22 protein-coding genes, 1 tRNA gene and 1 CRISPR repeat array are annotated in these 26,610 nt (G+C 67.2%); of the genes, 17 read left to right on the forward strand and 6 right to left on the reverse strand.

What is annotated here, in order from left to right:
- Positions 1–86: 86 nt before the first annotated feature.
- Entirely contained in the window at positions 87–965 is an 879-nt protein-coding gene (locus tag AB0M14_RS06420; RefSeq protein ID WP_364989472.1) for an ATP-binding cassette domain-containing protein, read from the forward strand.
- On the forward strand, positions 962–2,143 hold the full coding sequence (locus AB0M14_RS06425; RefSeq protein WP_364989475.1) for an ABC transporter permease: 1,182 nt from the start codon (positions 962–964) through the stop codon (positions 2,141–2,143). The genes AB0M14_RS06420 and AB0M14_RS06425 overlap by 4 nt, the downstream gene beginning before the upstream one ends.
- Positions 2,144–2,161: 18 nt before the next feature.
- On the opposite strand, the gene AB0M14_RS06430 is transcribed toward AB0M14_RS06425, so the two are convergent.
- Positions 2,162–2,866, reverse strand: a complete 705-nt coding sequence (locus AB0M14_RS06430) for a flavodoxin family protein (protein WP_364989477.1) — start codon at positions 2,864–2,866, stop codon at positions 2,162–2,164.
- A 106-nt stretch (positions 2,867–2,972) separates the two neighbouring features.
- Positions 2,973–3,443 carry a helix-turn-helix domain-containing protein gene (locus tag AB0M14_RS06435; protein ID WP_364989480.1) on the reverse strand — a complete coding sequence of 157 codons (471 nt, stop codon included), beginning with the start codon at positions 3,441–3,443 and terminating at the stop codon, positions 2,973–2,975.
- A 424-nt stretch (positions 3,444–3,867) separates the two neighbouring features.
- On the opposite strand from AB0M14_RS06435, the gene AB0M14_RS06440 reads away from it, so the two are divergent.
- A complete protein-coding gene (locus AB0M14_RS06440) occupies positions 3,868–4,776 on the forward strand; it encodes a glycoside hydrolase family 43 protein (protein ID WP_364989482.1) in 909 nt (302 codons plus the stop codon).
- A complete protein-coding gene (locus tag AB0M14_RS06445) occupies positions 4,773–6,332 on the forward strand; it encodes a lipase family protein (protein WP_364989484.1) in 1,560 nt (519 codons plus the stop codon). Before AB0M14_RS06440 ends, AB0M14_RS06445 begins: the two co-directional genes overlap by 4 nt.
- 5 nt (positions 6,333–6,337) lie before the next feature.
- Here AB0M14_RS06445 and AB0M14_RS06450 read toward each other — a convergent pair whose 3' ends face one another.
- Positions 6,338–7,549, reverse strand: coding sequence for a helix-turn-helix domain-containing protein (locus AB0M14_RS06450; protein ID WP_364991352.1), 1,212 nt, complete (start codon positions 7,547–7,549; stop codon positions 6,338–6,340).
- Positions 7,550–7,803: 254 nt separating this feature from the next.
- Here AB0M14_RS06450 and AB0M14_RS06455 point away from each other — a divergent pair, with 254 nt between their 5' ends.
- Together AB0M14_RS06455 and AB0M14_RS06460 are read left to right on the forward strand one after the other, a co-directional pair.
- A complete protein-coding gene (locus tag AB0M14_RS06455) occupies positions 7,804–8,097 on the forward strand; it encodes a hypothetical protein (RefSeq protein ID WP_364989487.1) in 294 nt (97 codons plus the stop codon).
- A gap of 88 nt (positions 8,098–8,185) precedes the next feature.
- On the forward strand, positions 8,186–9,637 hold the full coding sequence (locus AB0M14_RS06460; protein ID WP_364989489.1) for a molybdopterin-dependent oxidoreductase: 1,452 nt from the start codon (positions 8,186–8,188) through the stop codon (positions 9,635–9,637).
- A 29-nt stretch (positions 9,638–9,666) separates the two neighbouring features.
- Here the strand turns inward: AB0M14_RS06460 and AB0M14_RS06465 are convergent, their stop codons facing one another.
- Entirely contained in the window at positions 9,667–11,694 is a 2,028-nt protein-coding gene (locus AB0M14_RS06465) for a TPM domain-containing protein (protein ID WP_364989492.1), read from the reverse strand.
- A 30-nt stretch (positions 11,695–11,724) separates the two neighbouring features.
- On the opposite strand from AB0M14_RS06465, the gene AB0M14_RS06470 reads away from it, so the two are divergent.
- The 4 genes from AB0M14_RS06470 (at position 11,725) to dnaG (ending at position 16,633) form a co-directional block, all read left to right on the forward strand.
- Positions 11,725–12,399: an MBL fold metallo-hydrolase gene (locus AB0M14_RS06470; protein WP_364989495.1), complete on the forward strand. Its 675-nt coding sequence runs from the start codon at positions 11,725–11,727 to the stop codon at positions 12,397–12,399.
- 169 nt (positions 12,400–12,568) lie between these two features.
- Entirely contained in the window at positions 12,569–13,213 is a 645-nt protein-coding gene (locus tag AB0M14_RS06475) for a YdcF family protein (RefSeq protein ID WP_364991354.1), read from the forward strand.
- A 6-nt stretch (positions 13,214–13,219) separates the two neighbouring features.
- Positions 13,220–14,506, forward strand: a complete 1,287-nt coding sequence (locus AB0M14_RS06480; RefSeq protein WP_364989497.1) for a deoxyguanosinetriphosphate triphosphohydrolase — start codon at positions 13,220–13,222, stop codon at positions 14,504–14,506.
- A gap of 204 nt (positions 14,507–14,710) precedes the next feature.
- The gene (dnaG, locus tag AB0M14_RS06485) at positions 14,711–16,633 is read left to right on the forward strand and encodes a DNA primase (RefSeq protein WP_364989499.1); all 1,923 of its coding nucleotides are present in this window, start codon (positions 14,711–14,713) and stop codon (positions 16,631–16,633) included.
- Positions 16,634–16,642: 9 nt separating this feature from the next.
- Here dnaG and AB0M14_RS06490 read toward each other — a convergent pair whose 3' ends face one another.
- A complete protein-coding gene (locus AB0M14_RS06490; RefSeq protein WP_364989501.1) occupies positions 16,643–17,002 on the reverse strand; it encodes a hypothetical protein in 360 nt (119 codons plus the stop codon).
- Between the two features lie 429 nt (positions 17,003–17,431).
- Positions 17,432–17,677: a hypothetical protein gene (locus AB0M14_RS06495; protein ID WP_194819166.1), complete on the reverse strand. Its 246-nt coding sequence runs from the start codon at positions 17,675–17,677 to the stop codon at positions 17,432–17,434.
- A gap of 327 nt (positions 17,678–18,004) precedes the next feature.
- Here AB0M14_RS06495 and AB0M14_RS06500 point away from each other — a divergent pair.
- The 7 genes from AB0M14_RS06500 (at position 18,005) to cas6e (ending at position 26,597) form a co-directional block, all read left to right on the forward strand.
- A tRNA-Asn gene (locus tag AB0M14_RS06500) sits at positions 18,005–18,077 on the forward strand.
- 336 nt (positions 18,078–18,413) lie between these two features.
- A CRISPR array of direct repeats spans positions 18,414–18,747; the repeat unit is 29 nt; unit sequence GGGATCAGCCCCGCGCGTGCGGGGAAGAC.
- Positions 18,748–19,058: 311 nt separating this feature from the next.
- A complete protein-coding gene (cas3, locus tag AB0M14_RS06505; protein ID WP_364991356.1) occupies positions 19,059–21,794 on the forward strand; it encodes a CRISPR-associated helicase Cas3' in 2,736 nt (911 codons plus the stop codon).
- Complete coding sequence (gene casA, locus AB0M14_RS06510; RefSeq protein WP_364989506.1) at positions 21,787–23,418, forward strand: type I-E CRISPR-associated protein Cse1/CasA; 1,632 nt, start codon at positions 21,787–21,789, stop codon at positions 23,416–23,418. Before cas3 ends, casA begins: the two co-directional genes overlap by 8 nt.
- A complete protein-coding gene (gene casB / locus AB0M14_RS06515; RefSeq protein WP_364989509.1) occupies positions 23,415–24,074 on the forward strand; it encodes a type I-E CRISPR-associated protein Cse2/CasB in 660 nt (219 codons plus the stop codon). Before casA ends, casB begins: the two co-directional genes overlap by 4 nt.
- On the forward strand, positions 24,071–25,204 hold the full coding sequence (cas7e, locus tag AB0M14_RS06520) for a type I-E CRISPR-associated protein Cas7/Cse4/CasC (RefSeq protein WP_364989512.1): 1,134 nt from the start codon (positions 24,071–24,073) through the stop codon (positions 25,202–25,204). Before casB ends, cas7e begins: the two co-directional genes overlap by 4 nt.
- Positions 25,201–25,914: a type I-E CRISPR-associated protein Cas5/CasD gene (cas5e, locus tag AB0M14_RS06525; RefSeq protein WP_364989514.1), complete on the forward strand. Its 714-nt coding sequence runs from the start codon at positions 25,201–25,203 to the stop codon at positions 25,912–25,914. Before cas7e ends, cas5e begins: the two co-directional genes overlap by 4 nt.
- Entirely contained in the window at positions 25,914–26,597 is a 684-nt protein-coding gene (cas6e, locus tag AB0M14_RS06530) for a type I-E CRISPR-associated protein Cas6/Cse3/CasE (RefSeq protein ID WP_364989517.1), read from the forward strand. Before cas5e ends, cas6e begins: the two co-directional genes overlap by 1 nt.
- The last annotated feature ends 13 nt before the right edge of the window (positions 26,598–26,610 follow it).

Below are 26,610 nucleotides of genomic sequence, written 5' to 3' on the forward strand. Positions count from 1 at the left end.
ACCGTTAGCTGAGCAAACTATTTTTCGCCGCCACAGGCTCGATCGCCATCGGTAGGGTTGGAGCCACCACCAGTTAAGGGGGTTCGATGCTCGAGGTCACCGATTTGGTGCGGCGGTTCGGCGACAAAGTCGCCGTCGACGGCGTCAGCTTCACCGTGCCCGCCGGCGCGCTGACCGGGTTCGTCGGCGGCAACGGCGCGGGCAAGACCACCACCATGCGCATGATCATGGGGGTGCTGGCCATTCACGGCGGCGGCGTGCGCTGGGACGGGCGGCCGGTGACCACCGCGGACCGCCGGGCCTTCGGGTACATGCCCGAGGAGCGCGGGCTCTATCCCAAGCAGCCGGTCCTCGATCAACTGGTGTATCTGGCCCGGTTGCGCGGGCTGGCCGCGGCGCCCGCCCGGACGCGGTCCGCGGAGTTGCTGGACCGTTTCCAGCTCGGCGGCCGGGGCAAGGACAAACTGGAGTCGCTGTCGCTGGGCAACCAGCAGCGGGTACAGATCGCGGCCGCGGTGATCGCCGAACCCAAAGCGCTGATCCTCGACGAACCGTTCTCCGGGCTGGACCCGCTCGCGGTCGACTCCATGGCGGAACTGTTGCGCGAGTACACCGCTCGCGGGGTGCCGGTGCTGTTCTCCTCGCATCAGCTGGATCTGGTGGAGCGGCTGTGCGATCAGCTGGTGATCCTGTCCCGGGGCAAGGTGGTCGGTTCCGGGTCTGCCGACGAGCTGCGCGCGGGCGGGCACACCCGGTACCGGCTGGTGCTCGGCGGAGATCCCGGATGGCTCAACGATTTCCGCGGCGTGCGCGTCGTCGAGGCGAACGGCCAGGGCACGCTGCTGGAGCTCGACGGCCTCAGCACCGACGAGCTGCTCGCCGAGGCGCTGCGGCGCGGCTCGGTGCGAGAACTGGCCGCGGTGCGGCCGACGGTGTCCGAGATCTATCGAGAGGTGACGGCATGAACGCTCCGGAACCGGCCACCGGCGGGCTGTGGCGCATCGTCGCGCAGCGCGAGATCGTGGTGAAGCTGCGCGACCGGAACTTCCTGGTGTCCACCGCCATCACCATCGTGGTGATCGTGGCGACCCTGGGGATCAGCGGGTTCATGAGCAACCGCACCGACAAGCTCGAGGTCGCGATCAGCGGCGCGGGGACCGCGCAGGTCGTCGAGATCGCCAACACCCTGGCCAAGGACAAGAAGGTCGAGTTCACCGCGCGCACCGAGCCCGACACCGCCGCGGTCGAGCGGCAGGTGCGCGACGACGAGGTGGATGTCGGGCTGGTGCCCGGCGATGCCGGGTGGCGGCTGATCGGGCGGGCCGCCGAGAACGGCGAGGCGAAGACCTATCTCACCGCCGCCGCGCAGCAGCTGGCCTTGCAGCGCAACGCGGCAGCGGCCGGCACGTCGATGACCGAACTCACCAGCGGCGCCACGGTCGGCTACGACCTGCTCGACCCCACCGGCGTCGACCCGGGCTTGGCGAAGATCGTGTCGTTCGTCTTCGCGTTCCTGTTCTATATGGCCTCGACCATGTTCGGCATGACCATCGCGCAGAGCGTGCTGGAGGAGAAGCAGAACCGGATCGTGGAGATCCTGGCCAGCGCTATCCCCTTGCGGCAGTTGCTGATCGGCAAGGTGGTCGGCAACGCCGTCATGGCCTTCGCGCAGCTCGCGCTGTTCGTCACCGCCGGCCTGATCGGCCTGTCCGCCATCGGCAAGGGCAGTCAGATCACCCAGATCGGCAGCGCCGCAGGCTGGTTCATCGTCTTCTTCCTGGTCGGCTTCCTCGCCCTGGCCAGCCTCTGGGCCGTCGCCGGCGCCCTGTCCACCCGCGCCGAGGACCTGCAATCCACCGCCATGCCGGTCTCGATGTTCATCATGCTCGTGCTCTTCGCCGGCATCTTCCTCTCCGGCACCGCCTTGACGGTCGCCTCCTACCTCCCGATCGTCTCCATCGTCGGCATGCCCGGCCGCCTCGCCGCCGGCGCCGCCGCCTGGTGGGAACCCTTCATCGCCTTGGCCCTGATGGCCGCCGCCACCTACGGCATCGTGCTGATCGCGGAGAAGATCTACCGCCGCGGCCTCATGCAGACCCAGGGCCGCTTGACGATCCGCCAAGCGCTGGAGGTCGAGGACTGACCCGGAGAACCGGTCGAGTTATCGGTACTCCGGGTTCTCGAAGTCGAAGCGGCAGCCCGCGTCCCATTCGGAGCGCTGGTTGCCGTGGGCGGGGATGCCGCCGTTGTCCTTCAGCATGCGGGCCAGGTGCAGGAGGTTCCAGGTCATGAAGGTGGTGTTGCGGTTGGTGAAATCGTTGTCGGGGCCGCCGGATCCCGGGTCGAGGTAGGAGGGGCCGGGGCCGGCCTCGCCGATCCAACCGGCGTCGGCCTGGGGCGGGATGGTGTAGCCGAGGTGCTGGAGGCTGTAGAGGATGTTCATCGCGCAGTGTTTGATGCCGTCCTCGTTGCCGGTGATCAGGCAGCCGCCGACGCGGCCGTAGTAGGCGTATTGGCCCTGGTCGTTCAGGGTCGAGGAATTGCCGTACAGCCGTTCGATCACGCGCTTCATCACGGAACTGTTGTCGCCCAGCCAGATCGGGCCGGCCAGCACCAGGATGTCGGCGTCCATCACCTGGCGCTGCAACTGCGGCCACTCGTCGGTGGCCCAGCCGTGCTCGGTCATGTCCGGCCACACGCCGGTGGCGATATCGTGGTCCACGGCCCGGAGCTGGGCGACCTGGACCCCGTTCTTCGCCAGGATGTGCGCGCTCACGTCGATCAGCCCTTGGGTGTTGCTGGGCTCCGGTGAGCGCTTCAGGGTGCAATTGATGAAAAGTGCCCGCAGGTCGTTGTATTCGGTCATCACTGCCCAGTGTCGGAGCTCAGGGGAGCTCGGTTGGCGAGTCGCGGCAATCCGCGTGTTCCGCCCCTGACCACCGGCTGGTCAGGGGCGCGCGCAACCCGGGTTGTTAGTGGGCACCAGCCATTTCGCCGCGCAGAATCGCCTCGCTGGTGTTGTCCGGCCACTCCAGCCCGGCGTCGAGCTTTGCCAGCGTGTCCGTGGCGGGCTCCTCGCTCAGGCAGCGCTCGATCTGGCTGATGGTGCCGGCCGAGGGGCCGCCGTTGCGGGCGACATCGGCTTGCGTCCAGCCCTTTTCGCGGCGGCGGGCCTTGACCCGCTCGGCCAGCGCCTCGACATCGAGGCGTTCCGGTCCGCTCGCAGCGGGTTCCGTGGCCTTGGGGGCGGCCTGGTCGGTCTTGGACGCGGTGGCCTTGGGGGCGGCGGACTTCGGCGCGGGCGCGGCGGACTTCGGCGCGGCTAGCTGCTTCTCCGCCCGCGCGCCGGCGGACGCCGCCGGAGTCTTCGGCTGCGCCTTGTCCGGAGCCAGGAGACCCGCCGTGATGAGCCTCGAGCGCTTCCGCCTACCCATTTTCGCCATACACACACCCCTCCTGCTGGACTGGCTCCGTCTGGAGCACAGGGAAGATTGCCATGCGTTCGCCGATTTTCGTGACAGGCGGCCCGGCTCGGCGCGCCGCTCGCCGCCGTCACCGCGGAATTCCGGCTGCCCTCGCGCACAGCGGTTCCGCGACTTCGTCAGCGGACCCGCCACTCCGAAGCCCCGCGACCTGGCCGCCCAACCCGGCCTTTCCGTTCCCACGTGCTATCCGGCCGTCGACGCCGAACCCACCACCGGCTCCGCCGAATTCGACACCCGCGCCCTGGCACCGTATCCGCCACACCGCGGTCGGCGTCGCGACCGCCGAGCCGTCCGGCGCGACTCGCTGGAGGTTTGCTTAGCCCCCTATCGCCGACGGCGTGTCATCGATGGCGGCAGTGGCCTGGCTTGAATAATCCGTCCAATGACGACCCGAGCGGTAGGCCGCAGATCCGTGCTTGCTTGCGCGGCGGCCCTTCCGCTGACGGCGGCGCTGCCGGCGCGAGCCGCCGCCACCGCATCGTCTTCGCGCTACACCATGACCGCCTTCACCGCGGCGAGCGAGCACGACCTCTATGTGTACGAGTCGGCCGACGCGCTCACCTTCGAGCTGCTGCGTGGCCCGGCCTACCGCCCGCCGAGCGGGGTCATGCGCGACCCCAGCATCTTTCGCCATGCCGACGGCGCCTACTACCTCGCCTACACACCGTCGGGCAGTGGGCACAGCATCGGTTTCGCGCGCAGCGCCGACCGGATCTCGTGGACCCATCTCTACGACTATCCGGTTCCGGTGCCACGGATCGAAGCCTGCTGGGCGCCGGAGTGGTTCGTCGACGGCGACGTGCATGTGATCGTGTCGCTGGGCGACGGCCGCCGCTTCGTCCCCTATGTGCTGACGGCGGCCGACTCCGCGCTGCGCTCCTGGAACGCTCCCACCCCGATGGCCGGAATCGAGCCCGGCCCCTTGGATCTCACCTCGATCGGCTACATCGACACCACCGTGGTGCGACTCGATGACCGCTACTACGCGTTCGCCAATAACGAGACGACCAAGTACATCGAATTGGCCGTCGCCCCAACCCTTCTCGGGCCGTACACGTTCCTCGGCACCGGCGACTGGGCCGGTTGGGGCACGCCGCGCGAAGGGCAGTCGCTCATCAGGCTCCCCGACGGCGGGCAACGCATCTATTTCGACGCCTACACCACCGGAAAGTACTTCTACAGCGACAGTTACGACCAGTTCCGCACCTGGACGCCGCCCCGCGAATTGCCGGGCCTGTCCGGAACCATCCGCCACGCCACCGTCTTCTCAGAAGGGATCGACCGCCGATGAGGAGTACCCACGCACCCGGCACCGTGCTCCGCCGGACCGAATTGCCCCGCGACCTGTGGCCCGCCAGCGCGGTCGCCGCGTACCGGGTCTCCTACCGGGGCACCGACTACTCGGGCCGGCCACAGATCGTCACCGCGTCGGTGTTCGTGCCGCCGGGCACACCGCCGTCGGACGGGTGGCCGGTGATCGGTTACGCGCACGGCACCACCGGACTCGGTCTCGCGGCAGCGCCGTCGCGGACCGGGTTCCTGCGTTTGGAGCTCGACCATATCGACGGCTGGCTGCACGCGGGCAACGTCGTGGCCGCCACCGACTACGAAGGGCTGTCGGCACCCGGTCCGCATCCGTATTTCAACGGCGAGGCGGTCGCCGACGATGTGGTGGACGCGGTCCGGGCGGCCCGCGGCATCGACCACCCGGTCGGTACGCGCTGGATGGTCGTCGGCTTCTCCCAGGGCGGGCACGCGGCGTTGCATGTCGCGCTGATGGCTACCGGCTACGCGCCCGAGCTGGACTTCCGGGGCGGGGTCGCGCTGTGCCCGCCGGTGTATCTGTCGGACTTGGTCACGCAGCTGACCCGGGACCCGGACGGACAACTGAGCCCCATCGTGCCGATCCTGCTGGCCGGTTTGACGACCAGCCACCCGGCGTTCGATCCCACCACCCTGCTGTCCGGCATCGGCCGCGGCCTGCTCGACCGCGCCAAGGAGGCGACCTTCGTCGACCTGATGCGAGCCTGCGCGGGCGTGACCAATGCCGCCGCCGGCGTCGTCGACCTCACCGCGGAACCGATCGTGCAGACCGTCCTGACGGCGGCCACCGTCCCGGTCGCGCGCCTGGATCGGCCCATGTTCCTGGCCGGCGCCGACCTCGACCGGATCGTGCCGGAAGCCCTCGTCGACCGGTACGCCACGGCGTCCGCCGAATCCGGCACACCGGTCCACTACGTGCGCTGCGCCGACGCCGACCACGCGCAGGTCTTGGACCACACCCGCCACGACGCGGTCGACTGGGCCCGCGCTCAGCTCACCGAGGACGCGATCGCCGAACCCGCCTACCGCGCCTTCCACGCCATGGACGCCACCCAAGACGGCTATCTGCGCCGCGACGATTTCGAAGCCTTCGCCCTGCGCCTGATCCAGGCCCTGCGCCACTCCCCCGGCACCGCCGCCGCCCGCGCCGTCCGCGACGGCTATCTCCGGCTGTGGCGCGGCCTGTCCGCGGCGGACACCAACGGCGACAACCGGGTCAGCGCCGCCGAGTACCGGCAGTGGATCCACGGCCGCACCGACGCCGACTTCGACGACCTGCTCCGCCCGCTCGCCGAATCCGTTCTGACACTGGTCGATACGAACGGCGACGGCGTGCTGAGCCGCGACGAATTCCACCACCTGTGCGCCGCCTGCCGCCTGCCCCGCCAGATCGCCGATCGCGAATTCGAGTCACTGGACACCGATCACAGCGGCGCGATCGATGTCGACGAGATCATCGTGGGCCTGCGCGGGTTCTGCCGCGGCGCGGAGGCGCCCGGGCAGTGGCTGTTCGGGCGTTTCTGAGCGGTTCAGCTCGCCTGTTCCGTACGCCGGGTGGGCTGATGCTGGTAGCTGCGGGCCACGATCGCCGAACGCAGGTACCACAGGCCCGAGGCCTGCGTCGCGTCCAGACCGGTGAGCTGGCTGATGCGTTTGAGGCGGTAGTCGATGGTGTTGGTGTGCACGTGCATCAACCGCGCGGTGCGCTGCCGGTTGAGATTGTTGGCGATGTGGCAGCGCAGCGTTTCGAGTAGATCCGGGTGCTCTTCGAGGGGATCGAGCAGGGTATGCAGATAATCCAGCGCGGGACCGGGGCGGGTGAGCTGATATTCCAGGGCCAGGTCGTCGAAGCGGTAGAGCTTGGGCGGGCCTTGCAGGCGCGCGACCATGTCCAGCACCTGATGCGCGCGGTCGGCGGCCTCGGGCACCTCGGCGGCGGGAGCGAGCACGACGGCGGCGGTCAGCGGGGCCTGCGCCGCGCGCGCCAGCTCCTCGACGAGTTCGTCGAGCTCGGCCCCGGCGAGCAGCGACGCGGGCAGCAGCACGGTGCCGCCGTCGACGCTGAGCAACGACAGCACGGCCTGACCGAAGCGGGTGGCCAGGGCGGCCTGCACGCGGCGCAGTTTGCGGCGGCCGACGACCTCACGGTCGAGGGTCGGGTTCCGCTCGTCGGGGTGGGCGCCCAGCGCGAGGGCGAAAACCTGGTACTCGTCGGCGATTTCGATGCCGCACTCGCGGGCCATCGTGGAGTTCGCGTGCCCGCTCAGCAGCGCCGAGGTCAGCGTGTGCGCCGCGGTGTGATGCTCGCTGACGACCGTGCGCAGTTCCCGCACGTAGGCGCGGGCCACCGTGGAGGTGATGGTGTCGAGCACCTCCATGAGCCGGCGGCTGAGCAGCTTGAGGCTGTCGAAGTCCTCGGCGGTCGCGTTCGTCAGGACCAGGTCGAATCCGAGTTTGAAACCCTCGTGCACCGCGTGATGGATGGTGTCGATCGGGATGCCCTCCCGGGCCCAGGCCGCGGCGGTGTGCGCCAATTGCTGTGTCTTGCCGGGGATGTCGGAGCCGTCGAGCATGCTCACCGCCAGCTCCAGGCAGACCCGGGTAATGGTGGTCACGTCGCCGTTCAGCGCCTCGCCGGGCAGCGTCCGGCACGGGACCACGGTTTCCAGGAAGTGCCCGACCATGCGCTTGGACACGGTCCGGACGTCTTTGAGCGACGAGGTGACAGGTTGACCGGACATCGTCAGATCCGACGGATACGAGCTGGTAGCGGACACGGTGACTCCCTTCCCGCACGCCAATGGCAGCGGAACTGCCTCACGCTAGCGTGCACGATCCAGCTATCCGGCCGCCACGGCCGAACCCCGTGCGATGCCACATGGCGCGCGAAAGATGTTGTGACACCTCACCAAATGCGCTGCCCCATAGCGAACGGATATACGCCACCTCATAGGGTCGTGCAGCAGGAAGGCGGGACGGCGACGGAGGGAAGCGCGTGCATCCACCAGCGGACGACGAATGCGCCCGCCATGACGCGCTGCTGCAAGCGCGGCTCGGCCTGGCACTGGCGTTGGTCGAGGCGGTCGACTACGGCAGTTCCACCTTGCGCTCACTCGAGGCTCTCGCCTCCCGCTGCGCCGCCAGCGGCGTCCCGGTGGAGACCGTGCACCAGATGGTCGACGACGGCGTACTGGCGGCGGTCGCGGACTCCGGACCGGCCGATCAGCGGCCGGTGACGACGGTGGCCGGGCTACTACACCGGACGGTGGCCCGGGCCTACCTGCGCTAGCGGGTGAAAGGGCTTGGCCGGGGCCTGGATTGGTGGAGAATGCGGGGTAGCCATGCGAGGTCGATCAGCGGAAGCGGGTGTGCGGGCAGTGCGGACGGATGAGGATCGGAACAAGGGCGGAGTCGTGGGGGCGGCCGCGGTCGGCCTGGCGGCGCTGGGGCTGGGTGAAGTGGTCGCCGCGGCGCGCGGCGGGTCGCTGATCGACACCATCGGGCGGGTGCTGATCGACACGGCGCCGATTCCGGTGGTGGAGGCGACCGTCGTGATCTCGGGCCGGCACGACAAGGCCGCCACCCGGATCGGTGTCGGGGCCGGGGTGGTGGCGGCGACCGCCGCGCTCGGCGCGCTGCCCGGCCGGGTGCGGTTGCCCGCCGCCGCGGCGGTCGGGATGGCGGCCGGGGCGCTCGCCACCCGGCAGCCGACCCGATCGGCTTCGACCGTGCTCGGCGCGGTCGCCGCGTCCGGGGTGCTCGGGGCCGGGCTGCGCAAGCGGCCACGAGGCCTGCTCGGCGTGCTGGGGTGGTCGCTGGGCGGGGCCGGGCTGATCGCCGCCGCGAATACCTTGCAGCAGGATCATGATCGCAAGCAGGACAAACAGATTCGCCGCCTGGGTGCGATGGGATCGCTCGGCGCCGCGCCCGAGGACGGGCTCGAAGGCGAGGCCGGACTGTCGGCCCTGATGACGCCCGCGCACAAGATGTATGTCGCCGACGTGAGTCTGCGCGCACCACGCATCGATCCCGAGCGGTGGCGGCTGTCCGTGAAAGGCATGGTCGCGCACACGCTTCGGCTGTCGATGAACGAATTGATCGCGGACGCGGTGGAATTCGACGCGGTGATGGTGTGCGTGCACAACCGGGCCGGTGAGGGCCGCGCGGGTAACGCGCGCTGGTTCGGGGTGCCGCTGGCGGATCTGCTGAAGCACGCGATCCCCGACGCCGGCGCCACCCGCCTGGTGACGCGGGCGGTCGACGGGTACACGATCTCCCTGCCGCTGGACGCGCTGCGTTCCGGCGAGCTGCCCGGTTACCTGGTGATCGGCATGAACGGCCAACCCCTCACTCCCGCACACGGTTTCCCGGCGCGGGTGTTCGTACCGGGCCTCTACGGTCAGTACACCGGCGCGAAGTGGCTGACCGAGCTGGAACTCGCCGACGACAGTCACTCCGACTACTGGGTGAAGCGCGGTTGGACCCGCGAGCTGCTGCGGGTGCACCCGCACGCGCGCATCGACAGCACCCTGCCCGGGCGCGAAATCGCGGGCACGACCGCGGTCGCCGGCGTCGCGTGGGCGCCGCCGCACGGCGTCGACGCGGTGGAAATCCGGGTGGGCCAGGAGGACTGGCAGCCGGTCGAGCTCGGCGCCGAACTGTCGCCGTCCTCGTGGCGGCGCTGGCGCACCACCCTGAAACTGCCCGCCGGTGCGCACACCGTGCAGGTGCGTGCGATCAGCCGCTCTGGTCAGACGCAGGACGGTCTCGAACGGCCGCCGTTCCCGGTGGGCCCCACCGGTTTTCACACGATCACGGTCGAGGTCTGACGCAAGGGCGCGCACACGCGGGGCCGGAGCTAGAAGCGTCCGCCTCGGCTGATGCGGCGGGAACCTTCCGAGCCGCCGTAGGAGCCCGCGCTCCAGCCGCCCGAACCGCCGGAGCGGCGGTAACCGCCCGCTCCGCGGAGCATGTCCTCGATCAGGATGCCGCCGAGAACTGCTCCGCTGCCGCCGAATCCGCCGCCGAAGGGACCACGGCCGTAGGAGCCGCTGTACTGCGTTTGGCTCGATTCCCAGGCCTGCACGCTGGCTTGGGCTTCCTGTAAGGCGCGGCCGGCCAGATCGGCGGCGGACTGCGCGTTGCGCAGGGCCTCGGCGGGACTGGTGGCGCTGAGTTGTTGTGCCGCATCGAGATTGCGTTGCGCCTCCGACAACCGGGTGCGGGCGTTCGAGTCGACGCCGCCGCGGCGGGTGCTGATGTAGTCGCTCGCCTGCTGGACGCGCGAGCGGGCGTCGGTGAGCGCCTGGTCGAGGCGGCGGGCCAGGTCTTCGGCAGCCAGCTTGCGATCGGTGGCGGCGGCGATCGCCTGGTCCAGGTCGCCGTCGGCGGCGACCACGTCGTGGAAGGAACCGAGCGGGTCGGCAGCACCGGTGGATTCGGCTTTGGCCAGGGCCTGCTGCGCGCTGTTGACCGCGGCGGTCAGCTCGGCGCCACCGTGCGCGCTGAGGCCGGACGCGTCGGCCAGGTCTTTGCGCAATTCGGCCAGGGCCCCGGGTAATCCGGCCCGGGCCTGCTCGATATCGGTGCCCGCGTTGACGACCGCGTCGAGCAGCGTGCGGGCTTGGCCGAGGGCGCCTTCCGCCGATCGGATCGCCGGAACCGCGGCGCCCTGTTTGCCGACCGGCTGGACGAGCGCGTCCCGGCCGATGTCGATGTTCTGCTCGGCGAAGGTGATTCGTTCGCGCGCCATGCCGACGTTGTCCCGGATCGGGGCCAGCACGCTGGCCGGCTGGGCCGCGGTCAGCCGCGCCAGTTCGGCTTCGGCGGCGGGGATCCGCCCCGTCAAGTCGACGACATTCTGAGTCAGGGTGTCCAGCCGGCTCGGCGCGTTGATGAGCAGGCTGCGCATCTGATCGAATTCGGCGACCCGGGCGTCGAGTTCCTTGTCCGCGCGCCCGACCGTGCTGAGCAGCTCGACCAGCAGGGTGCGCTGTTCGTCGGGCGTCTCGGGGATTTCGTCGTCGAGTTGCTGGCGGATCGAGAACGCCTTGGACGCCGCCGCTTTCGCGTTCGCCAAGGCATTGGTGAACGGGCTGACCGCGGTGGGGCCGAACTCGCCGGTGGCGATCTCCAGCTCCTCGGCGCTGGTGCGGATCGCATTGTCGATGTCCACCAGCGCTTCCCGGGAGCGCTGGTGCAGCGTTTCCAGCGGCAACGCGGACAGGGCGGCGGTGTTGCCGAGATCCAGCTTGCGGGCGGCGTCGAGTTGCGCTCGGCTGAGGTCACGGCGCTGTTTGCGGCGGAACAGCCAGTACAGGCCGAAACCGAGGACACCCAGGATGATCAGCGCCCACAGCACCAGCACCATGCGACCGCCGCCCGTGCCGCCGCCCCCGCTCATCGCCGACCCCAGCCCGTTCGCCATCGCGATGCCCGCGTCGGCCCACTGGTCGCGATGCAGGTCCGGTTCGACCTTGCCGGTCAGCAGGTCGTCGAGTTCACCGTCCGAGACGCCCTTCGGCAGGTCGCCGTAGAACCAGTAATCGCGGGACTCGGTCGCCACGGCGAGCAGCAGATCCCGGCGCCCGAAACCGGATTCGCGCGCGGTGCGTTCGGCCCACGATTCCGCGCCGAGCCCGCCGAAATCGGGCACGTAGTCGACCCACAGCCGCACCTGATGATCGGTGTACAGCTGCTCGACCGCCGCGCGCACCCGCTCCAGCTGCCCCGGATCCAGCGCCTTCGCGTCGTCTACGACGTAGGCATCCATCCGCCCCGGCGGCGCCGCCGAGACCGGCGCGCTCAGCAGCGTCAGGCAGGCCAGCAAGACGCTGACGAGGAGTGAAGCAGACCAGCGGGCGAGGCGGCTCCATGGCAGCTGCATGTGTTGAATCTAACTGGATAGGCTGCGGGAATGACGACGATCGACCGTCCCTACACCGGCCACGTGTCGCCGGACAGCAATCCGCAGCAGCGTGACCTCCCCGGCGCCCGGATCATCAAGATGTCCGTCGGCGGCATGGACAACAACTGTTACCTGGTGCAGTGCGTCTCCGGCCCGGCCCTGCTCATCGACGCCGCCAACGAACCCGAACGAATCCTGGAATTGATCGAGCAGGAAGCACCCGGCCGCGTGGCCCTGATCGTCACCACCCACCAGCACCCCGACCACTGGTGGGGCCTGAAAGACGTAGCCACCGCCCTGGACGTCCCCACCGCCGCCCACGAACTCGACGCCGCGCCCCTGCCCGTCCAGCCCGACCGCCTGCTGGCCGACGGCGACACCGTCGAGATCGGCGAGCTGCGCCTCGAGGTCTCGCACCTGCGCGGCCACACCCCCGGCTCGATCGCCCTCGCCCTCACCGACGAATCCGGCCGCACCCACCTCTTCACCGGCGATTCCCTCTTTCCCGGCGGCCTCGGAAAAACCAAAACCCCCGCCGACTTCGACACCCTCTACGCCGACGTCACCACGAAACTCTTCGACCGCTACTCCGACGAAACCGTCGTCTACCCCGGCCACGGCGACGACACCACGCTCGGCGTCGAACGCCCCCAGCTCCCCGACTGGCGCGCCCGGGGCTGGTGACATCCGGGACATGACCGAGTGCCGCACTCGACGTTTGCCACGGTCATGTCCCACTTCTGCGCCGGTTCGGGCGGCCGAGGTGGTCGGGGTGTCGGTTGATGCTGGCAGACTTGGATGCGTGAGTTCGCCAACCTTGCCTTCTGGAGCCGGTACGGCTCCTGCTGCCGGTGTGCCGCGCGGGTTCGGGGCCGGGGTGGCGCGGTGGCTACGACGGTTGATCCTCGGCACGGTGCTGATCGGGCTGGTGCTGGTGGGCGGCACCGCGTTCCGGGTGTGGCAGGTCGCGCGGATCGAGGATTACAGCAAAGCCGACGCCATCGTGGTGCTGGGCGCCGCGCAGTACTCCGGGAAGCCGTCGTCGGTGTTCGAGGCGCGGCTGGATCAGGCCGCCAAGCTGTTCAAGCTCGGCGTCGCGCCGCGGGTGATCACGGTCGGCGGCAAACAAGAGGGCGACCTGTACACCGAAGCCGCGTCCGGCAAGAACTACCTCGAAACCCGGGGCGTCCCCGGGGATCAGATTCTCGCGGTGGAAACCGGCTCGGACACGTTGCGCAGCGTCGAAGCCGTGGCCGAGGCGATGCAGGCGCGCGAGCTGTCTTCGGCGGTATTGGTCAGTGACCCTTGGCATTCGCTGCGCACCCGCACCATGGCGCGCGACGCCGGCCTGCACGCCTGGACCGCGCCCACCCGCACCGGGCCCGCGGTCTACACCCGCGAATCCCAGGCGCACGGGATCGCCCGGGAGACCGGGGCGCTGCTCTGGTACCAGCTGACGCATTTCTCCGCCGACTTCAAATACACAGCGGGGCAGTGATATTCGATGGCCGACCCTTTCGAGCGACCTGCGGGCAGTGGCTACGGCTATACCGCACACGACCGGGAGCGGATGGTCGCCGCCGCCCCCAAGACCGCCGCGCTGTGGCCGTCCGAGCGTGAAGGCGGGCATCGCACGGAGTTCGCCCGGGACCGGGCCCGCGTGCTGCACTCCGCCGCGTTCCGCAGGCTGGCCGACAAGACTCAGGTCATGGGTCCGCGCGACGGCGACACCCCGCGCACCCGACTAACCCACTCGATCGAGGTCGCGCAGATCGGGCGCAGTATCGCCGAGGGGCTGGGCTGCGATCCGGATCTGGTCGATCTGGCCGGGCTCGCGCATGACATCGGGCACCCGCCCTACGGGCACAACGGCGAGAAAGCACTCGACCAATTCGCCGACCGGCACGGCGGATTCGAGGGCAACGCGCAGAACCTGCGCATCCTCACCCGGCTGGAACCCAAGGTCCTCGCTCCCGATGGCAGCAGCGCCGGTCTGAATCTGACCCGGGCCGCGCTCGACTCGGCGATCAAATACCCGTGGGCCAGAACTGGTCCCGGCACCAAGTTCGGCGCCTACGACATCGACACCGACCGGCTGGCCTGGATCCGTGCGGGAGCTCCGGATCGCAAGAAGAGCCTGGAATGTCAGGTCATGGACTGGTCCGACGACGTCGCCTACTCGGTGCACGATGTCGAGGACGGGGTGATCGCGGGCCGCATCGACCTCCGCGGTCTCAGTGATCCGCCGGTGCAAGCGGAGCTGGCCCGTCTCGGGCACGACCGCCATCCCTCGCTCTCCGTCGACGAGCTCATCGCCGCCGCCCATCGGCTCTCCGATCTACCGGTGGTCGCCGCGGCCGCGGACTATGACGCCAGTTTCGCCAGCTCCGTCGCACTCAAACAACTCACCAGCGAGCTGGTCGGCCGCTTCGCTACCGCCGCCATCACCGCGACCCGCGCGGTCGCCGGTCCCGGCCCGCTGACCCGCTACGCCGCCGACTTGGAGGTCCCGGCGGTAGTGGCCGCCGAAGTCGCGATGCTCAAGACGGTCGCTTTGCACTACGTCATGTCGGACGTCGTCCATCGCCGCCGCCAGGACCTGCAACGCGAACAGATTCTGGCCGTCGCCGCCTACCTGCTGGACTCCGCGCCCGACAGTCTCGACCCGGTGCTGCTGCCATGGTGGAAAGCCGCCGATGACGACACCGCCCGCGTCCGGGTGGTGGTCGACCAGATCGCGTCGTACACCGAGAGCAGACTCGAGCGGGTCGCCGCCCAGCTCGGCAGGTAACCGGCGATTACAGCCATTTTCACAGTACGCAGCCGTCCGCCACCGGGAGTTTCGACAGTGTAAGAGTTGCCTCGCTCCGGAGTTCGTTGCAGCGCAACGCCGATGACACGGATGCCGCCGGCGTGGTCCGCGAACGGCTCGCGCGGTGTGGGCTCGCCCGCAGCCGATGGGCGTGTCGGTGATCGATTGGCCTAGACTCTTGCCGTGACCGGACGAATCCCAGATCGCGATATCGCGGCTATACGCGAACGGGTTCGGATCGAGGACGTCGTCGGCGAGTACGTCGCTCTGAAACGCGCGGGCGCCGATTCGGAGAAGGGGCTGTGTCCCTTCCACGACGAGAAGTCGCCCTCCTTCCATGTGCGTCCCCATATCGGCGTTTTCCACTGCTTCGGCTGTGGCGAGGGCGGCGACGTCTACAAGTTCCTGCAGAAGATCGAGCACATCGGGTTCGTCGAAGCCGTCGAGCAGATGGCCGATCGCGTCGGATACCAGATCAACTACGAGGGTGGCGGCACCTCCGTGCAGCGCGACCGGGGCACCCGTGCCCGCCTGGTCGCCGCCAACGCCGCCGCGCACGAGTTCTATATGGCCAAGCTGCGCGAACCCGAGGCCGAGGCCGCGCGAAAGTATCTGACCGATCGCAACTTCGACGGCAACGCCGCCCAGCAGTTCGGCTGTGGTTACGCCCCCGACGGCTGGGACACCCTCACCAAACATCTGCTGCGCAAGGGTTTCGAGTTCAAGGAGCTGGAAGCGGCCGGCCTGTCCAAGCAGGGCAAACGCGGTCCCATCGACCGGTTCCACCGGCGTCTGCTCTGGCCGATCCGCAATCTCGGCGGCGAGGTCATCGGCTTCGGCGCGCGCAAGCTGTTCGACGACGACACCATGCCCGGCAAGTACATCAACACCCCGGAAACGGTGCTGTACAAGAAGTCCCAGGTGCTCTTCGGCCTGGACCACGCCAAGCGCGATATCGCCAAGGGCCACCAGGCCGTCGTCGTCGAGGGCTACACCGACGTCATGGCCATGCATCTGGCCGGTGTGAAAACCGCTGTCGCCTCCTGTGGCACCGCGTTCGGCGACGAGCACATGGCGATCCTGCGCCGCCTGCTGATGGACGACAACTTCTGGCGCGGCGAGATCATCTACACCTTCGACGGCGACGCCGCCGGTCAAGCCGCCGCCCTGAAAGCCTTCGGCGGCGACCAGCGGCTGGCCGGTCAGACTTACATCGCCATCGCACCCGACGGCCAGGATCCCTGCGAGCTGCGCCAGCATTCCGGTGACAGCGCCGTCCGCGACCTGATCGCCCGGCGCACCCCGTTGTACGAGTTCGTGATCCGCGGCCTGCTCGCCGACCACAACCTGGACCAGGTCGAAGGCCAGGTCGAGGCGCTGCGCCGCGCCGTGCCCGTGGTCGCGCAGATCAAGGACAACGCCACCCGCAAGGCCTACGCCACCCGCTTGGCCGGGTGGGTCGGCTGGGACGACATCCAGTCCGTGGTTCGCCGCGTCGGCGAGGAAGCCAAGCGCGCCCGCACCGGCGCGCCGGCCCGCACCCCTGCCCGCGGCGCGACCGCCCCGCCCTCCCCCACGGTCACCGAACACCCTGCGGCACGCCCGAATCCGAACGATCCGGTGCTGCTCCCGCAACGCCAAGTGCTCTGTGCCGCGCTGCAATACCCGGCGATCGCGGGCCCCGTCTTCGATTCCCTGGAAGCCGAAGCCTTCACCCACCCCGCCTACATCGCGGTCCGAGCCATGATCGCCGAAGCCGGCGGCGCGTCCTGCGGGCTCGGCGGCGCGGAATGGGTCAGCGCCGTCACCGACAACGCCGAGGATCTCACCCTGCACGCGTTCGTCTCCGAACTCGCCAACGAGCCGCTCCCGGTGAAGTCGGCCAACGACATCCCCCGCTTCATCACCGGCGTGCTGGCGCGCGCTCAGGAAGCCTGGGTCGGGCGTCAGGTAGCGGAACTGAAGTCCCGCCTCCAGCGGCTGTCCTCGACCGAGCAGACCGACGCCTACATGGCCCTGTTCGGCGATCTCGTCGCCTTGGAGCAGTACCGCAAGAGCCTGCTCACCCAGGCCATGGGCAACTCCGACGACTTCGCCGCCGGCTGACGGGCCGCATCAGGCGCGGACGGTGACGATGCCGGCGAAAGGACCGGTGGTCGTGGCCATGAAGCCCGGGAGCTGACTGGGATGAAACGGCGATCCGCCCGGCACGAACGCGACATCGTCACGGGCGCAGAAGTACAGGTTGTTCCAGACCTGCCACATCGCTCGCCGCCGCGGTAGATCGGGCTTCAACAACGCGTACCGCACCGCCGCGACGGCTGTCAGTATCCCGCCGGGGATCAGCAGCCACCCCGATACGAACAGCGGCCCGAAGGCGCTGGCCGCCCCCGACGCCCCGAACCCGGACAGCACCAGATAACCGAGACCATGCAGGATCAGCCCGATAATCGTCAACGAGATCATCCGGGCCACGTATGTTCCATCCAGTGCTAGCACGGGTGGCGAGAGCTGCTTCGCCAGCGCCGTTTGAATGGACACAGCGGTCTTACGGCGACGCCGTTTGTCGTAGGAGTATCCCCGCCCTCGCGATGTCCCCGCCGCGAAGATCGCAGAAGCCTTCTGGCACTGGTCATTTCGCCCACAAACCGGGCAATTTCCCGCATACATGCGGCCAGCGTAACGGCACCCGCCCTGGCTCCGGTTGCAGATTCCTTGTACAACCAGGCTGGCATTTCGGCCGAACCCCCGACTGTTAATCGGCAGGTTTCTGGTCCCAGATGGGAGGCTTCCCACGACACCTCTCACTACACAAGGTGCAGGGTCACTCCACACATTCGACCGCAGCTGTGAACTGCCACATTCAGCTGTGCGGTGACGAATTGTTCTGTTGCGGAGCGAGGTTCAGCGACGCAACTGATCGTGCGGCACCAGCACCGTGGTCCGCTCGTCCAACGGCTCCATCGGCTCCAACTGCGGCCGCGTACTGAGCTTGTCCGACAACTTCTGCCGCCCGACCTGCACCAGCTTGCGCGTCACCGGACTCCCGGTGACCGCGCGCGTAGCCGCGCTGATCTGCTCATACCGGACCCGCCCAGCCTTGGTCCCGAGCACGTACCCGGCAGCGACGCCGATGATCAACCGCAGCATCTCGTAGAGCTCCTCCCAATTCGCCTGTGCGCGCCCCTATCCTGCCCGAAGCCACCGACAACTGTCGATCCGCCCAGGGCGCGTCGGCAACTCCTTCCCCTCCCACGCCGAAACCCGCCGCCATACCCCCTACCCACCCGAGCGTAATCTTGCTCACAAGCCCCCACCCACGAACACCCACCCCGCGACTCACCAGCCCCGCACCTCCCCCGCCCAACCGCCCCAAACCAGACATTCCCCCAGGTAGACCCGCGATTTGGGAACGGGCCCAACCGTGCGCTAAAGTTTCATCTCGGCCCGCCCAGCACGGACGAGCCCGCCAAGCAATCCCCTATAGCTCAATTGGCAGAGCAGCCGACTGTTAATCGGCAGGTTTCTGGTTCGAGTCCAGATGGGGGAGCAAGAAACAGCCCCTGACCAGGTCATTCTGGTCAGGGGCTGTTTCGTTCCACCCGTCACATTCGGCCGTCAGCAAAATACGGCAAGAATTCCGCACCAATGATTCATCCGGCAGGTAGCCCGCCCAAAACCTGGTCCAACACAGCCGATGAGTCGGGCGCCTGCTCAGGCGAGGCGATGTAGTGGCGCTCGGTGACTCCGTCACGGGTGTGCCCCAACTGCTTCGCGGCAGTCTTCGAATCCGACGCCTCGGCGATCAACGTCGCGACCTTCTTCCGGAACGTGTACTGGGTGACGTCGCTATACAGCGTGCCGCGTGCCGCCCTCGATCACCGTCGGGATCAGCCCCGCGCGTGCGGGGAAGACATCTGCAGTCACACCGTCAAAGACCTCACCGCGGGATCAGCCCCGCGCGTGCGGGGAAGACCTGTTCGACAACATCTTTTTCGCCTACCAGCAGGGATCAGCCCCGCGCGTGCGGGGAAGACATCGTCGGCTGCCCGACTGGTCAAGGCCACCCGGGATCAGCCCCGCGCGTGCGGGGAAGACAGTCGCTGCCCGCGGAGGTACGCGAACTGGCGGGGATCAGCCCCGCGCGTGCGGGGAAGACGTCACCACCACGGCGCGGCGGCCGAGCACGCCGGGATCAGCCCCGCGCGTGCGGGGAAGACACTTGTTTAGCAGGGGTGTTGTAGCCCATCGCTCTGGATTTTGTTCACTTTTGTTGGGATACAAGGTTGACGGGGCGTAGTGGCCACGGTCGGTGGCGTCGGAAAGTTGAGTAGGCCGCCGAGGTCTTTGCCCGATCGGGATGCGGAATACGAAACTAAAGGGCGACTTTTGCGACCAGCGGAGTCCCCTTGCGGAGTTGTTGAACATCCATGCGGGCGACGTTCCTCGTTCGGGGGATCTTGTCGGTGGGTCACTGTACGCTGCCGAGGCATCGAGCAGGGTCGTGTCGAACCATCAGCATGGGACTGAAATGCTTTCTGATGCAACACAATCTGCGTGGGCGAAGAGTGATCGCGATGGCGGCAGTATGTCGCTGACGCAACATCTTTTCGACTCCAGTGTGGTCGCCGGTCTGCTGTGGGATGACTGGCTGCCGGACAGGACCAAGCAGGTGGTGTCAGAAGTCCTGCCGGGAGGGATCGATGACGGACGTGTGCTTCTGCGCTGGTTGGCGGGAGTGCACGACGTGGGAAAGCTCAGCGTGGCCTTCGCGTGCCAGGTACAGGAGTTGGCGGATCGGATGCATGCCTGCGGATTGAGCTCTCGGGGTGTGCCAGCGAACCGTCGCGCCCTTCCGCACGGGCTTGCGGGCGAGGTCGCGATGAATGTGTTTCTCTTGCAACGTGGTTGGGATCGTCGTATTGCGTCGACGTACTCGGTTGTCGTGGCCAGCCATCATGGGGTGCCGCCCACTCGACAGGATTCCCGCGATGCCCCGCACCAGAGGGAACTCCTGGGTGCGGACGAATGGGCTCGTTGCCGTGAGGAACTGGTTGCTCATGTCACCGAATCCGTCGGTGCGCGAGACCGTTTAGCGGACTGGAGCTCGGTGCCGCTGCCGCTGCCGGTACAGGTGCTGTTGACCGCTGCGGTGATCGCATCGGACTGGATCGCCAGCAACCAGGATCTTTTTCCATTGAATACCGTGAGAACCACAGAATCGGAGGTTGCGGTTGCGTGGGATCTGCTCGGACTGCCGGCGCCGTGGCATCCGGCAACCGAGGTATCTGGGCAGGAGTTGTTCGGGCAGCGCTTCGATTTCGGGCCCGACGCTCGTATTCGGCCGTTGCAGGTCGAGTGTCTGCGGCTGGCGAAGTCCATGGTCGAGCCGGGGTTGATGATCGTCGAAGCCCCGATGGGCGAAGGCAAGACTGAAGCCGCGCTGCTGACCGCGGAAGTGCTGGCGCGGCGTTTCGGGTTGGGTGGTGTGTTCGTAGCTTTGCCGACGATGGCGACCTCGAACGCAATGTTCGATCGGGTGCATCGATGGACCCAGCAGTTGCCGGACTCGGCGGGCAGCATGTTTCTGGCGCACGGCAAGGCCGCATTGAATGAAACCTTCACCCTGCTGCGGCGCAACGGGTTCGCTGCGATCGGTATGGATTGTGAGAACCAGGAGGTCGTTGCCCATTCCTGGTTCGTCGGCAAGAAGGGACCGCTGGCCAACATCGTGGTCGGCACCATCGACCAGATTCTGCGCGCGGCGTTGAAGACCAAGCATGTGATGCTGCGTCATCTGGCGTTGGCCAACAAGGTGGTCGTGATCGACGAAGTTCATGCCGCCGACCGCTACATGTCGACCTATCTCGAGCGCTGCCTGGAATGGTTGGGCGCCTACGGTGTTCCGGTCGTTTTGATGTCGGCGACATTGCCTCCCTCCCAACGCATTTCGCTAATCACGGCCTATCGTTGTGGTAGGACGGGAGTCGAGTCGAACGATGAGGTTGCGACACCTGCGAGCTATCCGTGCGTCACGATGTGGCCGCTGACGGTCCAGCCTGAACCGATCGCGCCCTCGGGGCGTTCCTGCGAGGTGCGCGTAGAGCGTCTCGATGACGATATCGCCGCTGTATTGGCTGCTGTGCAAGATGCGCTGCGCGGCGGCAGGGGGGTGGTGGGGATTGTATGCAACACCGTGGCACGAGCGCAGGCGGTCTTTACCGCACTGTGTGAGATCGCGGGGTTCGCTGACGAGGAAGTCTTGTTGCTGCATTCCCGATTCGTCTCGGTGCACCGTGCTCAGCGTGAGGATCTGTTGCGATCGTTGCTCGGCCCCCCTGGTGAGGCGCAGCGTCCGGAGCGTTTCGTGGTGGTCGGCACCCAGGTGATCGAGCAGTCCTTGGACATCGATGTCGATCTGTTGATAACCGATCTGGCACCGATCGATCTGCTGTTACAGCGGATCGGCCGGCTGCATCGTCACCAACGCCGTGCCCGGCCAGCCCCAGTTGCGGTCGCTCGGTGTCTGATTCGCGGCGCCGATTGGTCCGGCCAGGTCCCGGTCCCGGACAAAGGGGCTGCGGCAGTGTACGGATCAGCGCGCCTGCTGCGGGCCGCCGCGATGCTGGACCGCCACGACGGCCCGATCCGGATTCCGGGCGACATCCCGGCGCTGGTCGCCGCTGGATACGCGGAATCCTTTTCCGTTCCGCCCGGGTGGGCCTCTGCGGTCGAGGCTGCTGAGTTGAAGTGGCAAGCATTCAACGTCAAGCAGCACAGCCGCGCGCAAACGTACCTGTTGGGGCGTCCTTCCACAGGCAAGACGACCTTGCACGGGTGGTTGTCCGCGGCCGCCCCGGACGTGGACGGCACCGGCGGACAGGCGCAGGTGCGTGATGGCGAGGACACGATCGAAGCGATCGTGGTGCGCCGTGATGGTGATTCGGTGTATGCACTCGACGCGGTCCCGGTCTTCGGTGGCCGTCTGGTCCCCACCGAAGGACCACCGTCGCCGGCCTTGGCCAAAGCACTGGCAGGCTGCACGATTCGCTTGCCCGCGTCGTTGACACGTTACGAGCAAATTAGCGCGGCGATCGCCACGCTGGAGCAGAATTGGTACCCAGGTTGGCAGCAATCACCTTGGCTCGCGGGGGAACTGGTCTTGGAGCTCGACGCCGATGGATCGGCGATCGTGGCGGGGCATGTGCTGCGCTACGACAACATTGTCGGGTTGCGGATCGAGCGGATGGAGAACAACCATGGCTGAGCACGGCCTGGAATTCGACCTGATCGACGACCCATGGATCCCGACCCTGGACAGTGGTGGTCGACTAGGAGAAGGGTCTCTGCGAGAAGTTCTACACCGGGCGCACGACCTAGCCAGTATCACCGGCGAAGTTCCGACACAGGGATTCGCGATCCTGCGACTTCTGCTGGCTGTGTTACGTCGCAGCATCAAAGACAGAACCGGTTCACCCGCGGCGACCTGGGGTCAGCTGTGGCAGGACTCGGCACTGCCGACCGGCGAGATCGACAAATATCTCGAACAACACCGTGCCCGGTTTCAGCTGTTCGATCCCCAGACTCCGTTCTTCCAGGTCGCCGGGCTTCGCTCTGACAAGGACGCAGTCAGCTCATTGGACCGTTTGATCGCCGATGTGCCCAACGGGGAGAAGTACTTCACCACGCGAGCGGGCGCCAGTATCGATCGGATCGCTCCGGGCGAGGCCGCGCGCTGGGTGGTGCACGCCCACAGCTTCGACCCGTCCGGGATCAAGACCGGCGCGGTCGGGGATCGGCGAGTAAAGGGCGGGAAGGGCTACCCGATCGGTGTCGCTTGGACCGGAAACCTAGGCGGGGTGTTCCTGGAAGGGGCGAACCTTCGCGAGACCTTGCTGCTGAACCTGGTGTTGTGCGACATCAACGAAGAACCCTTCAGCGACAACGACCTGCCGGCCTGGGAGCGCGAACCCGACGGCCCCGCCGTCGTCGCGGGCCGCACGCCCACCGGCCCCGCGGATCTGTGCACGTGGCAGAGCCGACGAATTCGGCTGGTACACAATGGCAGCGACGTGACCGGCGTGGTGCTGTGCAACGGTGATGCGCTCGAACCGTTCAACTGGCAAAACCTCGAGCCGATGACCGGCTGGCGTTACAGCAAAATCCAATCCGCCAAGGCCGGGCAGCCACGCCACTACCCGATCACCCACGACCCTGAACGTGCGCTCTGGCGCGGCTTCACCTCCTTGATCCGCCAGATCCACACTTCCGGCTCCACTATCGACAGACCCATCGCACCGGCCCTGCTCGAGTGGGCCTGCTACCTCCTCGACCACGCCGCACTCGCCGAAGACCACCCGATACGGCTACACGCAGTCGGGATGCAGTACATCAACAACCAGTCCGTCGTCGGCGAAATCATCGACGACAGTTTGGGATTCCGCGCTGCCCTGCTGGCTGCTGATCCGGAAGTGCGGATCGCCGCATTGGGAGCAGTCGATCTCGCAGACGGCGCAGTCGATGCACTGGGTTCACTAGCGACAAACCTTGTTCTCGCTGCAGGCGGTGTCCCCGATGGTGCGCGCAGCAGGGCCCGCGAAGACGGCTACTTCGCATTGGAGTGGCACTTTCGCGCCTGGTTGTCCGCACTCCAGCCTGGTCGAGACATCGAGGCCGCCGGTCACGAGTGGCAGCGCCGAGTCCGTAGCGTCCTCGAATCCGCCGGTGACGACCTGATCTCGTGGGCCGGGCGACCTGCCCGGCTCGGGAGGCTGGTCGATGGCAAGCAGCTCGATGCCGGATTGGCTGCGAACTGGTTCGGCGGTCGTTTGCGGAAATTGCTTCCGGCCGCCTATCCCCGGCGCGCTGATGACGAAGGGAATGCGGCGTGAGTACAGCAATACCGGACGTGCCGACCAAAGATCGGGCGCTGTCGGAGTTCGTCGTGGCACGAGTGTCAACGGTGCAACGGCGGTATTCAGCCGATGAAGCAGTCGCGGTGGCAGCCTTGGCACAGCTTCGCCGCGGAGTCGGCTCACGAGCGGGAAGCAACCCCGCTCTGTGGGATCTGACCCTGGCAGGGCTTCCAGAGATTCTGGCCGATCCCTCGTACACGACCTCCGCCGAGCGTGACGGCGTCGCAACGAAATGGGAGCAGGCCGCCCACGACGCCATCACGTTGCACGCCTGGCATCAGCAATCCCGAACCGAGCCCATGCACCGGCGCGGAGTCAGCCTCGGCGCCGCACTGCGCATCCTGGGCTTCCGCACCTCCGAGGAAGGGGTGCTTCGACGGTTCAAAGCTTTGGGGACCACCGACCGGCACGACGCTCGATTGACCTTGCTGCGCGGACTGATCAGCCAACTCCGCGCCCACACGATCGCGATCGACTACGGAATTCTGGCGCGGGATCTGCGCCAGCTCGACCACCGCAACACCGCCGACCAGGTTCTGCTGCGTTGGGGACGCGACTACCACCGCACAAAGATCGATGATTCAGACGCTACGGCCCACGACCCCACCACACCGAAAGGCGAAGACCGGTGACAAGATTGTTCATCGACGTCCACATCCTCCAAACAGTGCCGCCGAGCAACATCAACCGCGATGACACCGGAAGCCCGAAAAGCGCTGTCTACGGCGGAGTTCCGCGCGCGAGAGTGTCGAGCCAAGCGTGGAAACGCGCTACTCGGCAAATGTTCAAGGAGCTGCTTGATCCGGCCACGCTGGGTGTGCGCACCAAACGCGTCGTCGAACTGGTCGCCGCACGGATCAGCACCCTGGACCCGAGCCAGCCGGATCCGGAATCGCTGGCAGCCGCGGCGTTGAAGGCCGCGAAGATCGAGCTGGAAAAACCCAAGCGCGCTAAAAAGGGTGAACAAAACCCTGACGATGAGCCAGAACAGTCTAAGTATCTGCTGTTTCTGAGCGCCTCCCAGATCGATCGGCTAGCTCAACTCGCGATCGCATCGGCTGACGGGGACACGCCGATCGACAAAGCCGCCGCCAGCGCCGCCGCCCAGGGCGACAACAGCATCGATGTCGCTTTGTTCGGCCGGATGGTGGCCGATGCCAACGACCTCAAGGTGGAGGCTGCCGCGCAAGTCGCACATGCGATCAGTGTGCACCAGGTCAGCAGCGAGTTCGACTACTTCACCGCAGTGGACGACCGCGCTCCCGACCACAACGCCGGGGCCGGCATGCTCGGCTATGTGGAGTTCAACTCCTCTACCCTCTACCGCTACGCCACCGTCAGCGTGAAAGCATTGCGGGACAACCTCGGCGACGACACCGCCACCGTGCGCGCCATCGAGAACTTCCTCATCGCGTTCGTCAAGAGCATGCCCACTGGAAAGCAGAACACCTTCGCCAACCGGACACTGCCCGAAGTCGTGCTCATCAGCGTGCGCACCGACCAGCCGGTGAACCTGGTCGGCGCGTTCGAAGAACCGGTCAACGCCGTTGGTTCGGCGCGAGCAACCATCGCGACGAAAGCCCTCGTCGCGCGCCTGCAATCGGTCGAGCAGAACTACGGGGACGGTTCGACGGAGAACTTTCTCGTCGCGCTTGGCGACGGCGCGGGTGAACTGTCAGCACTTGGCACCCCGGCACCGTTCACCGACATCGTGACCTCGGTCGGGCAGAAGGTGACCGCAGCACTCGGCAGTCGATCGTGAGCGTCTTGCAGCTCAAACTCGCTGCGCCCCTGCAATCTTGGGGCGTGGCGAGCCGGTTCGCACGCCGCGAGACCCAGCAGTATCCCTCCAAGAGCGGGATCATCGGCCTGATCTCCTCGGCGAAAGGTTATCGCCGCACCGACCCAATCGAAGACGCTCTATCGGGACTGGGATTCGGAGTCCGGATCGACCAGCCCGGCCGGTTGATCCGTGACTTCCAAGTCGCGGTCAGTCTCGATGAACGCACGCGATATCCGCTCTCGCAACGCTATTACCTCGCCGACGCGGTGTTCGTGGCCGGGATCGAAGGCGATACGAGCCTACTGGAAGGCATCCGGGATGCACTGGCGCGCCCGGAATTTCCGCTATTCCTCGGGCGACGATCGTGCCCGGCGACCGACGCGCTCGTGCTGGGAGAGATCCGAGACGAACCGCTGAAAACCGTGTTGAGGGATGCCAGCACTTGGGCCGCCGCCGACTGGTACCGCAAGAAACAGTCCACAACGATGCATCTGGCAATCTTTCGCGATCGCTGCCCCGAGGACCCCGCTGATGCCTTGGCTGACCAGGTACGTGATGTCCCGCTCAGCTTCGACCCGATCCGCCGGGAATACGGATGGCGGACTGTGATCAGCGAGGACGTCGCGGTGCCCAATCCACTCGGTCGCGATACCGCGCACAACCCCTTCGCGGCATTCGGGGGTGCCTGATGTATCTGTCGCGTGTGCCGCTGAACCCGGCGCGAGCTGGGACGAGGAAGTTTCTGTCCTCCCCCCATGTCACACACGGCGCGGTGATGAAATCCTTCCCGCCCGGAACACTGGACAACGCCCTCGGCGACGGACGTCTGCTGTGGCGAATCGACAAGAACAGCAACGATGTACACCTGTATGTGGTCAGCCCTGCCGCGCCGGACTTCACCCACATCATCGAGCAGGCGGGCTGGCCAACCACCGGAGCCTGGGAGACCCGCAAATACGGCCAGTTACTGGACAAACTGACTCCCGGACAGCTCTGGCACTTCAGACTTACCGCAAACCCAGTCCGCAACGTCAAGAACAGATCCGATCCCGAGACCGCGCGAGCCCGAGGGAAAGTCACTGCACTCGAGGCCGACCAGGAGTTGGATTGGTTGCACCGCAAGACAATCAGTGCCGGATTCGGTTTGACCAAAGCGGGCCCCGCCACCCAACGTGAAGACGATGTCCGCATCATCAGCCGGGAAAACCGCACTTTCATGCGGAGCGGCCGGAAAGTCACCTTGTCCACCGCCACATTCGAAGGCGTCCTGGAAGTCACCGACGCCGACCTGCTCCGCACCACACTGATCCAGGGCATCGGCCGGGCCAAGGGATACGGTTGCGGACTGCTGACATTGGCGCCGAACCAGTGAAGGAGATCCCAGG

Source organism: Nocardia sp. NPDC051832, from assembly GCF_040681285.1.
Classification (GTDB): Bacteria; Actinomycetota; Actinomycetes; order Mycobacteriales; family Mycobacteriaceae; genus Nocardia.

What these genes read in the sequence shown, in the direction of transcription:
- AB0M14_RS06440 (WP_364989482.1), top strand. Translation starts at nt 3,868, where the DNA reads ATGACGACCCGAGCGGTAGGCCGCAGATCCGTGCTTGCTTGCGCGGCG.
- casA (WP_364989506.1), top strand. Translation starts at nt 21,787, where the DNA reads ATGGCTGAGCACGGCCTGGAATTCGACCTGATCGACGACCCATGGATC.
- AB0M14_RS06480 (WP_364989497.1), top strand. Translation starts at nt 13,220, where the DNA reads ATGGCCGACCCTTTCGAGCGACCTGCGGGCAGTGGCTACGGCTATACC.
- AB0M14_RS06435 (WP_364989480.1), bottom strand. Translation starts at nt 3,443, where the DNA reads ATGGCGAAAATGGGTAGGCGGAAGCGCTCGAGGCTCATCACGGCGGGT.
- AB0M14_RS06430 (WP_364989477.1), bottom strand. Translation starts at nt 2,866, where the DNA reads ATGACCGAATACAACGACCTGCGGGCACTTTTCATCAATTGCACCCTG.
- AB0M14_RS06445 (WP_364989484.1), top strand. Translation starts at nt 4,773, where the DNA reads ATGAGGAGTACCCACGCACCCGGCACCGTGCTCCGCCGGACCGAATTG.
- AB0M14_RS06495 (WP_194819166.1), bottom strand. Translation starts at nt 17,677, where the DNA reads ATGCTGCGGTTGATCATCGGCGTCGCTGCCGGGTACGTGCTCGGGACC.
- AB0M14_RS06425 (WP_364989475.1), top strand. Translation starts at nt 962, where the DNA reads ATGAACGCTCCGGAACCGGCCACCGGCGGGCTGTGGCGCATCGTCGCG.
- AB0M14_RS06465 (WP_364989492.1), bottom strand. Translation starts at nt 11,694, where the DNA reads ATGCAGCTGCCATGGAGCCGCCTCGCCCGCTGGTCTGCTTCACTCCTC.
- cas6e (WP_364989517.1), top strand. Translation starts at nt 25,914, where the DNA reads ATGTATCTGTCGCGTGTGCCGCTGAACCCGGCGCGAGCTGGGACGAGG.
- AB0M14_RS06420 (WP_364989472.1), top strand. Translation starts at nt 87, where the DNA reads ATGCTCGAGGTCACCGATTTGGTGCGGCGGTTCGGCGACAAAGTCGCC.
- AB0M14_RS06450 (WP_364991352.1), bottom strand. Translation starts at nt 7,549, where the DNA reads ATGTCCGGTCAACCTGTCACCTCGTCGCTCAAAGACGTCCGGACCGTG.
- AB0M14_RS06470 (WP_364989495.1), top strand. Translation starts at nt 11,725, where the DNA reads ATGACGACGATCGACCGTCCCTACACCGGCCACGTGTCGCCGGACAGC.
- cas3 (WP_364991356.1), top strand. Translation starts at nt 19,059, where the DNA reads ATGCTTTCTGATGCAACACAATCTGCGTGGGCGAAGAGTGATCGCGAT.